This is a genomic window from Vibrio chagasii (assembly GCF_024347355.1).
In the GTDB taxonomy this organism is placed as follows: domain Bacteria; phylum Pseudomonadota; class Gammaproteobacteria; order Enterobacterales; family Vibrionaceae; genus Vibrio; species Vibrio chagasii.
On the sequence record NZ_AP025466.1, the window covers coordinates 1,452,357 to 1,468,444 of the forward strand.

The window sequence follows — 16,088 nt, forward strand, 5'->3', positions numbered from 1 at the left end:
GCAATTTTGTGCGTATGGTAGATATAAAAAAGCGAAGCCAGTAGCTTCGCTTTGATTCAATTTACTGACACGTCGCTATTTAAGGAAAGCACCCTACATGCGAAATGCCGCTCGATTGTTAGAGGTTAGTCAGCATTGCGCTCGGCAAACTTTTCTAAGCCAAGAACTAATGCGATGGCAACCAACATCATGATCACAGCCAAGGTCAGTTGAGAAGGCTGAGAGGTGACGGCTTCGAAGTTAAATGGAGACAAGTTCTCTTGAATGAGAGGCACTTGCTCACCTTTAGAGTTGATGCGCCAGCTGATGGTCTCTTTCCAAGGCCAGATCTTAGGCAGCGTACCGATCATCAAACCAGTTAAGAACACAAGCGTGAAGTCGCGGAATGAACGCAATAGCCAAGACAGTACATGTGAGAAAGTCAGCAGTCCGAGCACACAGCCCGCAAGGAATAGCGCAAGTACATCGACTTGAAATGATTTAACGGCGCCAAGCACTGGGCCATACATGCCAATCAGGAGCAGAATAAAGCTGCCTGAAATACCGGGTAAAATCATCGCGCAGATAGCAATTGCACCCGCAATTAAGACGTTGATGCTGGTTGGCTCCATTTGCAGTGGCTTAAGCACAGTTATGCTATAAGCGAAGGCAACGCCAAGCAGTAGAAAGACGAATCGAATCATATCGCGCTTTTCTACTTGCTTAAGAATGTGGAAAACCGACACCAAGATTAAACCAAAGAAGAAAGACCACAGTGGAACTGGGTGGGTGACCAATAACCAAGAAATCAGTTTTGCGAATGTCGCAATGCTGGTGAACACGCCAGCGAATAATGAAATTAGGAAAAAGCCATTGATGTGGTTAAACGCGGCTTTGAAGCCTTCGCGCTTCCATAAACCAAGTACGCTAGGGTTAATTCTGCGAATGCTTTCTAAAAGCGTATCGTAAATACCTGTGATGAATGCGATGGTTCCGCCTGAAACGCCTGGGACAACGTCAGCCGCGCCCATGGCCATGCCTTTGAAAAAAGTACTTAAGTAGTTCATTGCTTCATAGAGTTGAGGGTGATTTCGTGCAGTATACAAACTTTGCTGTCAAAAAAGTATGAATATGCTACTAAGAAGGTGCTTTTCTTACTCTCTTAATTGTAAGGCAATACGTTGATGTGAATATCTGCCTAACATTTAAAATACAGTCACTTAGTAATTTATCATTAATGCTAGGGATGAAACTGGTCTCTTATCAATATTGCATCTTGATTGCATTATGCAAATGCACTTTGCAATTCGCATGTAAAATTAGCCGCTTTTATGCGATGCAGGGCTTATAAAATGCCTAATTAAAGTTGGCACGCTAACTGCATAGTACTAATCGACCCTTCTTAAGCCGAGGGTCACCTAGCCAACTGACGTTGTTAGTGAACCTATGATTTGTTCACAAATATATAGAGCCAATCGCGATTATTGCGGTTGGCTATTTTTTTGCCTGTCATTTGGTGTTCTCCTTTTTCTACTCCCGCCTCTATACTTTCAGGCTCTGAATTTCAGGTGAAAAAAAAGCCAGCCACCGTCGGTGACCAGCTTGTGTTTTCTCGAATTTCGAATCCGTTTAGTAACCCATTAACTGCAACAAATTCTCTGCTGTGCTTATCGCTTCTTTACGGTTAGCAATGTTGAGCTTCTGATAAAGATTTCGAATGTGAGTTTTGATCGTGGTGCCTGCTACATCCAGTTCTTGAGCGATTTGCTCGTTACTGAAGCCAGAGTAGATCAAGCCCAGTACCTGCCATTCACGTTGAGTGAGTGGGCTGGTACGTACAAGTTCAGGAATGTTTGGGTGATTAACCAAGTTTTCAACAAAGTCTTCATCAAAGTGAACTGAGCGGCTGCGCTGAGTGGTCGAGATATCCTTCATGATTTGTTGTGCTCGGTGACGTTCTAAATCACCTAGGCCTGGCTTGTTGCTCAACTTATCTAAGATATGTCCGATAGTGCCACCATCGACCAAGAAGTTACCGACCATGCCTGTTTGGTTGGTCATGTGTAGGGCTTCTTCAAGTAATACACGTGCGCTGTCTTCATCGTTGATTTGCGTGCGTAAAACAGCCTCGACGATCAAGTTTCTATTCGTATCGGTAATCAAGTGTGAGCGCTGTGCTTCGCTCTTTAAGAATGCTAATGCCTCTTCAGCCTCTTCATATTGCTCAAGAATAATGTGAGCACGCACGATGTTTCGCCACTGAAGCTGACAGAAGTGGTTGCTAGCAGACTCCGGTCTTACAGCAACGCTTAGCCAGTCACGGATTGCATCTTTATCGCCTTTCACTTGCCAGAACAAGATCAGAGACAGTGAAGCATTCGCCGTCCAGTCAACGTGGTAGGTTGATTGGCGTAACAAGTGTTGGATCTGGTCAATAAACTTCGACGCTTTGTCGATCTCACCACGGCTCAATGAAATACGAGCTAGCATTGAGTAACTATGAAGGTGTTTACTTGGAGAGTGGTGACCGAGGATATCTAAGCCTTTGTAGCAACACTCTTCCGCTTCATCTAAACGGTTCCAACACCAGAAGATCTGAGCTCGTACGCGTAGCAAGAATTCATGTAGAGGTACGTATTGAAGTTGATGTTCTTCAATCAACTTGAACGCGCTGTCTTGCAATTCAAATGCCGCTTGAACGTAGCCTTGAGCAATCAAGATTTCACTTTGTTGAAGAATCGCCCACAGTGCTTGATGGTAAACCTGATACTGGCGAGCCAACTTCTCAGTTTGCTGCATCATTGGTAGAGCGCGGCTCAGGTTACCCATGACATGATTGACTTCGCCAACAACTGAGGTTGCCACAATGCGGCTGCGATAAACCGTGGTATTAAGCTGGCTTAGAGAAAGCTCTGCGAGTTCGAGTGCTTTCTCTGGTTCGTTGCTGTTAATGGCTACCTGTGCACGTAAGGCGTTGTACTGGCCTTGTTGTTGAGTATCTAGCTCGATGTTTCGTGCTTGATACTGAGTTTCTGCCTCTTCTAACAGGGTGCCCACCTGATCATATCTGTGCTGACTCTGCGCTAGCCATGCCCGTAGCATCGACAGTTTTGGCTCGCTGTAGAGCTGATCGGTTGTAAGCTGCTTGATCGCCATTTCTAGTGATGACAATTCGCCTTGGTTGAACATTTGCCAACCGTGTTCACTGAGGATCTTAACAATTAAATCAGGATCATCGGCGCGCTGTGCGTGACGTAGGGCTTGGTGAGGTGTTTTCTTTTTGATCCAGGCTTTTGCTGCACTGCGGTGTAATTCAGCTTCTTGTTGCGGAATGCGAGCTTGGCGTTCATGAGCAAGGAATTCACCAAACAGGTTGTGGAAGCGATACCAGTTCTTCTCACCTTCAAGAGGGTAGATGAACAGACCAAATCGGTTTAGAGACTCGATCATACCGAGTGCGTCTTCACGCTGAGTAAGCGCGCATACCAGTTCATCATTAAAGTGATCAAGTACAGAACATTGCATCAAGAACTGGCGGGTTTCTTTGTCCAGCAGGTCGAAGACTTCTTCAACCAAGTAATCCCACAAGTGAGCATGATTGAAGTGAGAGAATGACTCAGCAGACTGCGCCAGTGTGCGTTTTTGGTGCTGTGCTTGAAGGGCGATAAGTTGCAACGCAGAAGGCCAACCTTCGACATAACTACAAATACTATCGGCGGTTGTGTCATCAATACCATCGGCAACGCGCTGATTAAAGAAGCGTGTCGTCTCTTCGGTATCGAATGCCAAAGAGTCATTGCCTAATTCGATCATTAAGTCACGAACGCGAAGGTTTGCTGTACCCAGTGGCGGTGTGCCGCGGCTGGTCACAACAAGCGTTAGGTTGTCGGGCATGTGCTTTAGGAAAAAGCGCATGGCTTCGTGGATGTCGTCATTGTTAACCAGGTGATAGTCATCCAATACAAGGAAACATTCCTGATGGAATTCAGACATCTCGGCGAAGACTTCGCTTAATAGAGAATGCAGCGATGAAAATTGTCTTTTCTCTGCCAGTTTTTGCGCATTAGGACAGGCGTTTTGCGTCGCTTTATTGAGTGATTGAAGTAGGTAGTTGATGAAACGGAAGGCATCGTTGTCACTATCATCGATGCTATACCAACCTACGTTAGGTTTTTCTACCAACCACTGGGCAGCCATGGTGGTCTTGCCGTATCCAGCTGGGGAGCGGAACAGTACGAGTTTATAGCAATCTGCATTCTGAAGCAGATCGAGAACCCTAGGACGCAGAATTGCATTGTGTAAGCGGCCGGGACGAGTCAGTTTCGAAGGGATCCACATGTCGAAGTTTTACACCTATTCCGTGGCTATGGTCTGGAATCTATCAAGCACGCATTGAGTGCTGTCCAATGACACTAGCCTAATTACTTAAGTCTTTACTCATATTACGTGAAGCAAAACGACACCGACTATGATCCTCCGCAGAAACCTTGCACTCCTGCATGTTTTTGAGTCTCTACGCCCTTTATTTGTGACTTTTCTCACAAAATGTGGTGGTTCGATAATGTGACTTTGTTTCTGTTTGCACTGCATTTAATGCAAAAGATGATACCCGGAAAATATTTTCGTGATCTGAAACTCAGATTTGACAATGACTCTGATTAGGTCAAATAAAAATCACATCAACCGAAGTTAAGTTATCGAACGGGAGCTTGTGATCTTAGTCACTCCAAGTTTTTGTTCGAAGTCAGAACATGAGAGTCAGATCACTAACCCTATGTCGGTACGCCCCCTACGCCCTCCCATCTACTCCTTGTTTGGCGCGTTAGCGGGAGGATGTTTAGTTTCTGGTGACCATGCACGATATGTCACAGATGAATTAGAACTATTAAAAGCGAGATTTCTGAAATGAAACCAACTCAGCAAAAAACTTTCGATAAAATGTCGTTCCAAGAAAGCGTTAAGAAACATCTATCTGCAACCTACGCAACTACTATAGAAAACGCAGATAGCCGCGCATGGTACCTAGCAATGGGTCGCGCGTTAGCCGAACTTACAACATTTGACCTGTTAGAAACTGAAAATGACGAGAAAATCAAAAATGCGAAGAGCGTGAACTACCTTTCGCTAGAATTCTTGATTGGTCGTCTAACGGGTAACAACCTAATCAGCATGGGTCTGTACGAACAGATCACGCATGCAATGGAAGAGTTAGGCCAGAACTTAACGGACCTTCTAGAAGAAGAACGTGATCCATCACTAGGTAATGGTGGTCTTGGTCGTCTAGCAGCATGTTTCATGGACTCTTGTGCAGCACAAGAATTCCCAACAGTAGGTTACGGCCTACACTATGAGTACGGTCTATTTAAGCAGTCTTTCGAAGACGGGCGTCAAAAAGAAGCACCGGATGCATGGCGTGGCGTTGAAGGCTACCCATGGGAAATCGCTCGTCCAGAACTTGCGCAACACATTGGTTTTTACGGTCATGTTGAAGTTGAATACATTGACGGTAAAGAAGTGCGTACTTGGGTTCCAGGTATGGAAGTAAAAGCAATGCCATGGGATCTACCAATCGTTGGTTACGAGTCAAGCACGGTTTACCCACTGCGTCTTTGGGAATGCCAGGCAATTGCACCATTCTCACTAGCAAGCTTCAACAACGGTGACTACTTCGAAGCACAACATGCGCTAATCGATGCGGGTAACATTACTAAGGTTCTATACCCGAACGATAACCACGAGAAGGGTAAAACGCTTCGTCTAATGCAGCAGTACTTCCACTCTGCAGCGTCTGTACGTGACATCCTACGTCGTCACGAAGCAGCAGGCTTCTCTCTAGCGGATCTTCCTAAGCAAGAGACTATCCAGTTAAACGATACGCACCCAACAATCGCGATCCCAGAGCTAATGCGCATTCTTATCGATGAGCGCGGCCTATCTTGGGATGAAGCGTGGGAAATCAGTGCACACACATTTGCATACACGAACCACACTCTACTTCCAGAAGCTCTAGAGACTTGGTCTGAGTCGCTAATCCAGCGTCTACTTCCACGTCACATGGAAATCATTTTTGAAATCAACCACCGCTTCCTGCAAGAAGTTCGTAAGATGTGGCCTGGTGACGGTGAGAAGCAAGCGAAGCTTTCTATCATCCAAGAAGGTTTCCACCGCATGGTTCGCATGGCAAACCTATGTGTAATTGGCTCTTACAAGGTAAACGGTGTAGCAGCGCTTCACTCTCAGCTAGTTAAGAAAGACTTATTCCCTGAGTTCAACGAAATCTTCCCAGGTAAACTGACTAACGTAACAAACGGTATTACACCACGTCGTTGGTTGAAGTTCTGTAACCCAGGTCTGTCTGCGCTAATCACAGATAAGATCGGTTCAGAATGGCCTGCGAAACTTGAGCAGCTAGAAGGCATTGCTAAGTACGCGACAGACCCGAAATTCCAAAAAGAATTCATGGCTGTTAAGAAAGAAAACAAACAGCGTCTTGCTGATTGGGTTCAAGAAAACATGGGTATCGAGCTAGATACTAACGCTATCTTCGACGTTCAAATCAAGCGTCTGCACGAGTACAAGCGTCAGCACCTAGACTTGCTTCACATTCTATCTCTGTACCACCGTATCCTTAACGAACCTGGTTTTGAGTGTGAGCCACGCGTATGTTTCTTCGCAGCAAAAGCAGCACCGGGTTACCACCTAGCGAAAGAGATCATGTTCGCAGTGAACAAGGTTGCGGAGAAGATCAACAACGATCCTCGCATCGGTAACAAGCTTAAGGTGGTATTCATCCCTGACTACCGTGTAAGCATGGCGGAAATCATCATCCCAGCGGCTGACGTTTCTCAGCAAATCTCGCTAGCGGGTAAAGAAGCATCGGGTACGGGTAACATGAAGATGGCTCTAAACGGCGCTCTAACTATCGGTACGATGGATGGTGCGAACGTTGAGATCCGTGAAGAAGTGGGTGATGAGAACATCTACATCTTCGGTCTAGACGTTGATGGTGTACAAGCACTGAAAGCTCAGGGTTACAACCCATACGATTACTACAATGCAGACCCACTACTGAAGGCGTCACTTGATCTACTAACAGGTGAAGAGTTCACACCAGGTCAACCAGGCCTTCTACGTGCAACGTTTGACAGCCTGCTAGATGGTGGTGACCCATATCTATGTCTTGCTGACTTTGCTTCTTACGTGAAAGCGCATGAAGACATGGGCACGCAATACAAAGACCAAGCGGGTTGGGCTAAGAAAGCGATTCTTAACACAGCATTGGTTGGTAAGTTCACATCAGACCGCTCTATCCGCGACTACGTGAACAACATCTGGAAACTAGAAGCGGTTAACCGTTAATAGTTCCCATGTAGCCAAGGCAGCCTCTGCCTTGGCTCAATTAGCTTGTGAGCAAACAGACGGCTTATCCGATAGCAATGCTTACAATCTGATTGTCACAAGCTAATTGATTAGTAAAAAATTAAATAAACAACCCTACAAAAATTGAAAGCGTCAGAACGTTTTCGGAGAGAGCGATGAAAGAACAGACCGTATTAAAACAAGTCGCAGAAATGGCAAACATTGCCGATAGTTACGTTAGTGCGTGGGGCGATGAAGCAAAGGTATCAGACGAAACTATTACGTCTCTATTGGCTTCATTGGGCTACGATACAAGCAGCGATGATGCACTATTAAAGTCAGCAGAAAGAAAACACAAAAAAGATGTACTAGACCCAGTTCTTGTCTTGCGTGATGGTGAGCCAGTAGAAGTGGCGCTGAATTTAGGTGTTAGTGCTCGTGAAAGCGAGTTCAGCTGGCGCTTAGAAACCGAGCAAGGAGAGGTACTCGAAGGCTATCTTCAATCTCAAGTCGTTCGTGATGAGCGTGCCGAGGGTGGCCCTTTAGTGTTTGCATTACCAAGTGATTTGGCATGGGGTTATCACAAGCTAATTGTGAGCCGTAAGCGCCGTAAGAAGCCTTACGAGATGACACTGATCATTACGCCAAAAGCGTGTTTCAAGCAGTCTCCAATTGAGCAAGGCAAAAAGCTTTGGGGGCCAAGTGTTCAGCTTTACACACTAAGAACTCAGCACAACTGGGGTATTGGTGATTTCGGTGACCTAAAACAGTTGGTTGCTGATATCGCGTCTCGCGGCGGTGACTTTGTCGGCCTAAACCCGATTCACTCATTGTTCCCTGCGAACCCTGAAGGTGCGAGCCCGTACAGCCCGTCGTCACGTCGTTGGTTGAACATCTTATACATTGATGTGAGCTCAGTACCTGAATTCGCATTAAGTGCAGAAGCACAACAAACTGTAGGCAGCGCAGAGTTCCAACAACGCCTACAGAAAGCTCGTGATGCACACTGGGTGAACTACACCGAAGTGTCTGAGTTGAAGATGAGTATCTTGCCTTTGCTATTCGCAGAGTTTAAGACTCGTCACCTAGACAAGAACAGCGATCGTGCACAAGCCTTCCTAGCATTTGTGGAAGAGGGCGGCGATAGCCTGATGCACCAAGCGGCGTTTGATGCACTGCACGGTGAACTGCATGCTGAAGATTCTGGTATGTGGGGATGGCCGGTATTCCCTGAGAAATACCGCACATTCGACAGCCCAGCAACACAGAAATACATCAAAGAGAACCTAGAGCAAGTGCATCTTTACATGTACCTGCAATGGTTAGCAAATTGCCAAATCAACGATGCTCAATCGCTTGCTGAAGAGAAAGGTATGGCGGTTGGTCTGTACCGAGACCTAGCGGTTGGTGTTGCAGATTCAGGCAGCGAGACATGGGCTGACGAAGGCAACCTAGTAATGGATGCGAGCATCGGTGCTCCACCAGATATCCTTGGTCCTCTAGGCCAAAACTGGGGCTTACCACCACTGAACCCAGAAGTGCTTCTAGAAACAAGCTACGACGCTTACATCAAGTTGCTTCGAGCAAACATGAAGCACTGTGGTGCGTTGCGTATTGACCACGTATTAGGTCTGCTTCGTCTATGGTGGATTCCAAAAGGTGAAGATGCAACGAAAGGTGCTTACATCTACTATCCAGTTCAAGACATGCTGTCGATTCTTGCTCTTGAATCTCATCGTTACCAATGTAGCGTTATCGGTGAAGATTTAGGTACTGTGCCGGATGAGATTGTCGATATCTTGGCTGATGCGGGTGTTCACTCGTACAAGGTATTTTTCTTCGAAACATCAGAAGAAGATGGTGGTTTCATCTCACCTGCTCATTATGCTGAACAGTCGATGGCGGCACTATGTACTCACGATATGCCAACACTACGTGGCTTCTGGCACTGCGATGACCTGAAAATGGGTCAAGAGATTGGTCTGTACCCAGATCAGGAGCAGCTGAACGGCTTGTTTGATGACCGTCTTGAATGTAAGCAAGGTATCCTAGACTCTGTGGCATGGCATGGTTTCTTACCTGAAGGTGTAGGCCGTGACGCGAGCCAAGTACCAATGGATTCTTACCTTGCTGAAGCATTGCAGTTACACGTTGCTGCTGGTGGCTCAACATTGCTAAGTGTTCAATTGGAAGATTGGTTAGAAATGGACCAGCCAGTAAACATTCCTGGCACGGTAGATGAGTACCCGAATTGGCGTCGTAAACTATCGATGAACCTAGACGAAATCTTTGCTCATGACGGCGTGAATCGAATTGCTTCTAAGCTCACAGAAGTTCGAGAAAAAGCAGGTAAATGATGAGTTTGAGTGGCTTTGAAAATAGGTGGTTTTTTGCTTACGCCGTACGAAACTACAACCTTGGTCACTCAATAATGAATGCTCATCTGGTAGAATAAATTGTCGTTATATTGCCCGCACTAATAGCGGGCATTTTTGTATTATATTTTTTGGATGTTTGGTTAGGGAGAAACGTTTTGGAACTAAGTTCGATTTCAAAGCAAAAACAAATATATACCCAACTATCACAGGCTTGTTTCACTGACCCATTTGCGTTTTTAGGGCCATACTTACCTTCAGAGCAAGGTGCATTACGTGTATGGATCCCTGGGGCAGATAAAGTCGAGTTGATTGTTGGAAAGGAACCTCGTATTGAGTTAGAGCGAGAGGATGAAAGTGGATTCATTCTTAAGCAAGAAAGAGACTTGCGTTTTACTCACTATAAGCTCGCAGTTGATTGGGCGGGAGTAGAGCAGATCATCGATGATCCTTACCAGTATCATGATCTGTACGCGAGCTATGAAGACCTTCACACACCTAAAGATATGTACCATCACATGGGGGCTCAGTTTGTTACGCTAGAGCGTGATGGTCAGACAATTTCTGGTACTCGCTTCTTGGTTTATGCACCGCATGCAACAGCGGCTAGCTTAGTCGGTAACTTCAACTCGTGGGACGGTCGCCGCCACCCTATGCAACGTTTGGACTACGGTATTTGGGGCTTATTCATTCCAGACTTGGAAGAGGGCGCTCAATATAAGTTCGAATTAAAAGGACCAAATGGTGAAGGCTTACCTCACAAGGCTGACCCATGGGGTTTCTACTCTGAGCAGTACCCTTCGTTCTCTTCTGTGACTTACGATCACGCTCGTTATGAGTGGCAAGATGCCAAATGGCAAAATCGCCCAGTGACAGAGAAGCGTAAAGAAGCGCTGTCGTTCTATGAATTACATGCTGGTTCTTGGAAGCGTAATGCTGAAGGTGATTTTCTAAACTACCGTGAGTTAGCGGCAGAGCTAATTCCGTACCTCACCGAGCTTGGTTACACTCACGTCGAGTTGATGCCAGTTTCAGAACACCCGTTCTATGGTTCATGGGGCTACCAGCCTGTTGGGCTTTTCGCACCAACGAGCCGCTTTGGTTCTCCGGATGATTTCAAATACTTTGTCGACCAATGTCACCAAGCTGGTCTAGGCGTTGTACTTGACTGGGTTCCAGCACACTTCCCAAGTGATGATCACGGCTTGGCTAACTTCGATGGTACACCGCTGTTTCACGACCCAGATCCACGTCGTGGTTGGCATCAAGATTGGAACTCTTACATCTACGACTTAGGTCGCGAACACGTACGTCGTTTCTTAGTGGCAAACGCGCTGTACTGGTTCGAGCAATTCCATATTGATGGTATTCGTGTGGATGCCGTAGCTTCAATGCTGTACCTCGATTATTCACGTAGTCATGATCAATGGATTCCAAATGTTGATGGTGGCAACGAAAACTATGACGCCATCGCGACATTGAAATGGATGAACGAAGAGGTCTACAAACATTTCCCGAACGCAATGACCATCGCGGAAGAGTCAACAGCATTCCCAGGTGTATCTGCACCAACATTCATGGGCGGTTTAGGTTTCGGCTTTAAGTGGAATATGGGTTGGATGCATGACAGTTTGTCTTACATTCAGGAAGACCCAATTAACCGTAAATACCACCACGATACGATTACTTTCCCGCTGGTTTACGCACACAGTGAGAACTATGTATTGTCACTGTCTCACGATGAGGTGGTTTATGGTAAAGGTTCTATCCATAACAAGATGCCTGGTGATGAGTGGCAGCAAACGGCTAACCTACGCGCATACATGGGTTACATGTACGCACAACCGGGTAAGAAGCTTAACTTTATGGGGGCCGAGTTTGGTCAGACTGCAGAGTGGAACCATGATGATCAACTGCAGTGGTTCGTATTAGACTACGAACGTCATCAAGGTGTCCAAAAGCTAACCAAAGACCTCAACCATCTTTACCGTAATGAAGCTTCGATGCACGATCTTGACTTCGACCCACGAGGCTTTGAATGGCGTCTTCAAGACTCTGCAGAGGCGAGTGTCTTGGCTCATGAACGTATCAGTGAATCAGGTGAACGCGTACTAGTGGTTTCGAACTTTACGCCAGTACCACATGAGCATTTCCGCCTAGGTGTTCCGGCACAAGGCAAGTACAGCCTATTACTCAATACTGATGATACTAAATACAACGGCAGTGGTTATGACGTGAAAGAGGTTGTCGAAATCGAAGCCGTTCAGAGTGAAGGGCTGAATACCTCGATTGAGCTTCGCCTACCGCCATTGTCGACTATTTTTTACAAGCTGAACCCGTAATGTAGTCCGGCACAATGCGCGCGTAGATAATACAAAAAAGGGAACCTTATGGTTCCCTTTTTCTATTTGACAGTATCTTGTTTAGTGCTGCTTGAAGTTCGTAAGGTAGAGCATAGAGCGTCCTACTACGGTTTCAATAATCCTAATAGAGTCAGTTCCAAAGCTCTCGAGCATTTTATTTTTAAATGCACCGTCTGAGCTGATATTAAACTCTTCTGGGCTTTTAACCTGAGATGCATGAAAGAACATCAACTTGATCACGTATAGGAATTGTTCATTACCGAGAGCGTTTTGCCAAGACTGAAGAAAGGCTTCTTCCGATGAGAATTCTAGGCTCTCTATAACGATAGATAGCATGGGTTGGTGCAATACGGAGCGGATAGCACGAGTCGTTGGGTAATAGCCCTGAAGCGTCGTTATACTAACCTCAACTTCTTGAGCAATCCTTGCATAAGTTAGTGCTTCATGACCTTCAGCAAGAAAAAGGTTGAGTACAATTTCATCGTAATGTTTTTGATTTTCTAGCTTCTGTATTTTAGTAATTCGAGACATTTATAAATTATAGTTGTCTATTTCATATTGGGAAAGTCTTGGTATGTAAGGGAAATTCAGGTATGTAAGGCGCGGTGAGCAAATAAATAACGGTAGATTTATACGTGATAGCGTTAAACTAGCTTTAATCACGAGGTTTATAAGTTGTCCATAAAAGGATATAAAAATGGACGCACTGATTGTGCAGCCTTCTTCAGTTGCTTGTGTTTTAGGTATGAAAAAGGAGCTTTAAAGCCCCTTTTTTATTGACGATGTATTTGCTCAGTGCTGTCGGAAGTTCGTAAGGTAGAGCATAGAGCGTCCTACTACGGTTTCAATAATCCTAATGGAGTCAGTTCCAAAGCTCTCGAGCATTTTACTCTTAAATGCGCCATCTGAGCTGATATTGAACTCTTCAGGGCTTTTAACTTGAGATGCATGAAAGAACATCAACTTGATCACGTATCGGAACTGTTCATCATCGAGAGCGTTTTGCCATGATTGAACAAACGCTTCCTCAGATGAGAAGTCTAGACTCTCTATAACAATCGATAGCATGTGTTGGTGTAACACGGAGCGGATAGCACGAGTTGATGGGTAGTAACCCTGAAGCGTTGTTAAACTAATGCCAATTTCCTGAGCAATCCTTGCATAAGTTAGTGCTTCATGTCCTTCAGCTAGAAAAAGGCTTAGTACGATCTCATCGTAGTGCTTTTGGTTTTCTAGTTTCTGTACTTGGGTAATTCGAGCCATTACAAATCTCTATTTCGCGCAACATTCTGTAAAAGGAATATTAAGAGTTTCTAAATTAGAATTCAAACCGAAGATGTGAGGAAACGGTTACTTTATCGTCAAAATCCGATGATTACGGTTTGTCCGGTTAAGTTTTGTTCAAAAGTGAATGGGGAAAATAAAACACCGCCCTATCGAGCGGTGTGTCATTTTAACTGATTGTTTAAACTGATACTAAAATGGATACCAAAACAAAGCTGGTTCAAGAATGCGTTTTGCGATAGCCAATATCACGATTAAACCGATGATAAATAAACAAATAAAATCGATGCGTTGTAATGGCGCGTAGCTATACCAAGTGCGCGACTTGTGTCTGCCAAAGCCACGCAGCGTCATAGCATTCGATATTTCATCTGCTCTATCTAGGCTTGAGAAAATCAATGGCCCTAACACTTTAGCAACATTTTTAATGCGTGTAAGAAGTGGCGCTTTCTTAGATAGTTCAACACCACGAGCTTGTTGGGCATGCATGATGTTGACGAAATCCTTCTTAACTTCTGGCAAATAACGTAGCGTTAAGCTCACTGCGTAGGCAATCTTGTAAGGAACACCAATGCGGTTGAGGCTAGCCGCAAACTCAGTCGGGTGCGTTGTGAATACAAAGATCAGCGCTATCGGAAACATACTCATGTACTTAAGTGTTACGGTCACCAAGTAAAACAATGTCTCTTGGCTCAACGAGTAGTTACCCGGTAATGTTAGCAATAAAGTTTCGCTGCCAATGAGCTCAGTACCTTGCTGTGGGGCTAGCAGATACATGAACAAAGCATTTAGGCTTAGGACACTAGCCGTACCTAGCAACAGAGGCTTATAAACCCTAACAGGTACTCTGGTTAGCTTGAGTAGGTAAAGCCCCGTTAGGATAAGTAACGTGATTAACCGTAGGTCGAATGTCGTTAATACAACAGTCACCCAAGCTAAGAAAAGAGCAAACTTAGTGATGCCGTTTAACGCATGCAGCGGTGATTTGGTATCAATGTAGTTGATGCCGAATTTTACTTTTGATGCATTCATAGCGAGCTTCTCTCGTAGTCGATGAAGTACTGCATAAATGCATTGGTGTCGTCGATTTTCATCATGGTCGCGAGTTCATAAATACTGGTGGTACAGAGGTTCGCACGCTCTAGAAGCGATGGTTGGCTGAACACCTCAGTCATGTCTGCGTTAGCAATCAGCTTGCTGTCAGCAATGACGATTGAGCGTGTGGTGTACTCTAGAACCAGGTGCATGTCGTGTGAAATGATCACGACGGTGATACCTAACTCGCGGTTAAGCTTTTGGATAAACGCCAGCATTGAGGTGTAGTTACGGTAATCTTGACCCGCTGTTGGTTCATCCAAGATCAGAAGCTCAGGTTCTAATACTAGGATAGAAGCAATCGTTACGCGTTTTTTCTGGCCGTAGCTCAGTGCTTCAATTGGCCAGTGGCGGAACTTACTCAAGCCACACAGCTCAAGAACGTTCTCAACTTTCTCTTTGATTTCCTGCTCTGCAACCCCACGATTACGCAGACCGAATGCAACTTCATCAAAGATCATATGATGAGAGATCATATGATTTGGGTTCTGCATAACAACGCCGACTTTCTGGCTTCTTTCGAAGATAGAAAGCTCTGATAGGTCTTCATCGTTAAGGTATGAAGAGCCTGAATCTGCGTCAATCACACCCATGATAATCTTGGTGATGGTCGATTTACCTGAGCCATTTTTACCTAAGATTGAAACGAACTCACCTTTGCCAATCTTAAAGCTAACGTCTTCGAGAGCGTTCTTTTCGCCATCATAGGAGTAAGTCAGACCGTGGACCTCAAGTAAAGGTTGGTACTGTTTCTCGGTAACTGGAGTCGGGCGCTCTGCAAACCAAGTCTGAACCGCAGGGCGGAATCTTTTGTAATCGAGAGCTTTGAGGTTTGATAGCTTATCTTCACTGGTCAAAGGTGCTTTCGCTGCCTTCAGAGCAGATAAATAAAGTGGTTCACGAATACCGTGTGTTTCAAGCAGTTCAGAAGCTAAGATTTCATCGGGTGTCATGTCTGCAACAATTTCACCGCGCTCCATCAAGATCACTCGGTCGATATCGCGGTGTAGAACATCCTCAAGGCGATGCTCGATGATTACAATAGTCTTGTTGGTTTCTTTATGAAGCTGGTCGATGATTTCGATAGTCGCTTTGCCCGTTTTCGGGTCAAGGCTAGCCAAAGGTTCATCAAACAATAGGATGTCAACGTCATCAACTAAGATGCCCGCTAATGACACGCGTTGTTTTTGGCCGCCAGATAGATCATGTGGCGAGCGATCAAGCATATCTGCTAAGTCGACCATTTTTGCTGTCGACTTAACCAGAGGGTACATATCAATGTTCGACACTAACTGATTTTCCAGCGCGAATGCGATGTCTTCACCAATACTCAAACCGACAAATTGGCTATCAGTATCTTGTAATACTGTGCCGACTTGCTCGGTATAGTCGTGCATTGAAAAATCAGAAATGTTCTTGCCGTTGATCTCTAAAGAACCGGTAACCTCACCTTTAATCGCGTGAGGGATTAGGCCGTTGAGACATTGACCTAGGGTAGATTTACCACTACCACTTGGTCCAATAATGACGATTTTCTCCCCTTTCTCTATCCTTAGATTGATATTTTTTAGCGTCGGTTTATCCAGCGACTCATATCTAAAAGAGAAGTTCGAAAATGCTATAGTCATTATCG

Annotated in this window: 9 protein-coding genes; 3 read left to right on the plus strand and 6 right to left on the minus strand. The window is 45.2% G+C overall.

Annotated features, from left to right (window positions below):
• Window positions 1–125 precede the first annotated feature (125 nt).
• Together OCV52_RS22265 and malT are read right to left on the minus strand one after the other, a co-directional pair.
• Entirely contained in the window at window positions 126–1,046 is a 921-nt protein-coding gene (locus OCV52_RS22265; protein WP_137406206.1) for a DUF368 domain-containing protein, read from the minus strand.
• A gap of 562 nt (window positions 1,047–1,608) precedes the next feature.
• A complete protein-coding gene (gene malT, locus OCV52_RS22270; protein WP_137406207.1) occupies window positions 1,609–4,317 on the minus strand; it encodes an HTH-type transcriptional regulator MalT in 2,709 nt (902 codons plus the stop codon).
• Between the two features lie 567 nt (window positions 4,318–4,884).
• On the opposite strand from malT, the gene OCV52_RS22275 reads away from it, so the two are divergent.
• The 3 genes from OCV52_RS22275 (at window position 4,885) to glgB (ending at window position 12,055) form a co-directional block, all read left to right on the plus strand.
• The gene (locus OCV52_RS22275) at window positions 4,885–7,338 is read left to right on the plus strand and encodes a glycogen/starch/alpha-glucan phosphorylase (RefSeq protein WP_137406208.1); all 2,454 of its coding nucleotides are present in this window, start codon (window positions 4,885–4,887) and stop codon (window positions 7,336–7,338) included.
• 176 nt (window positions 7,339–7,514) lie between these two features.
• Window positions 7,515–9,695 carry a 4-alpha-glucanotransferase gene (gene malQ, locus OCV52_RS22280; RefSeq protein ID WP_137406209.1) on the plus strand — a complete coding sequence of 727 codons (2,181 nt, stop codon included), beginning with the start codon at window positions 7,515–7,517 and terminating at the stop codon, window positions 9,693–9,695.
• Window positions 9,696–9,871: 176 nt separating this feature from the next.
• Window positions 9,872–12,055, plus strand: coding sequence for a 1,4-alpha-glucan branching protein GlgB (gene glgB, locus OCV52_RS22285; RefSeq protein ID WP_137406210.1), 2,184 nt, complete (start codon window positions 9,872–9,874; stop codon window positions 12,053–12,055).
• Window positions 12,056–12,136: 81 nt separating this feature from the next.
• Here glgB and OCV52_RS22290 read toward each other — a convergent pair whose 3' ends face one another.
• From OCV52_RS22290 to OCV52_RS22305, 4 genes are all read right to left on the minus strand, one after another.
• Window positions 12,137–12,607, minus strand: coding sequence for a TetR/AcrR family transcriptional regulator (locus OCV52_RS22290; RefSeq protein WP_137406211.1), 471 nt, complete (start codon window positions 12,605–12,607; stop codon window positions 12,137–12,139).
• Between the two features lie 261 nt (window positions 12,608–12,868).
• On the minus strand, window positions 12,869–13,339 hold the full coding sequence (locus OCV52_RS22295) for a TetR/AcrR family transcriptional regulator (RefSeq protein ID WP_137406212.1): 471 nt from the start codon (window positions 13,337–13,339) through the stop codon (window positions 12,869–12,871).
• A 213-nt stretch (window positions 13,340–13,552) separates the two neighbouring features.
• Window positions 13,553–14,392, minus strand: a complete 840-nt coding sequence (locus tag OCV52_RS22300; protein ID WP_102423602.1) for an energy-coupling factor transporter transmembrane component T family protein — start codon at window positions 14,390–14,392, stop codon at window positions 13,553–13,555.
• The gene (locus tag OCV52_RS22305) at window positions 14,389–16,083 is read right to left on the minus strand and encodes an ABC transporter ATP-binding protein (protein WP_137406213.1); all 1,695 of its coding nucleotides are present in this window, start codon (window positions 16,081–16,083) and stop codon (window positions 14,389–14,391) included. Before OCV52_RS22305 ends, OCV52_RS22300 begins: the two co-directional genes overlap by 4 nt.
• Window positions 16,084–16,088 lie beyond the last annotated feature (5 nt).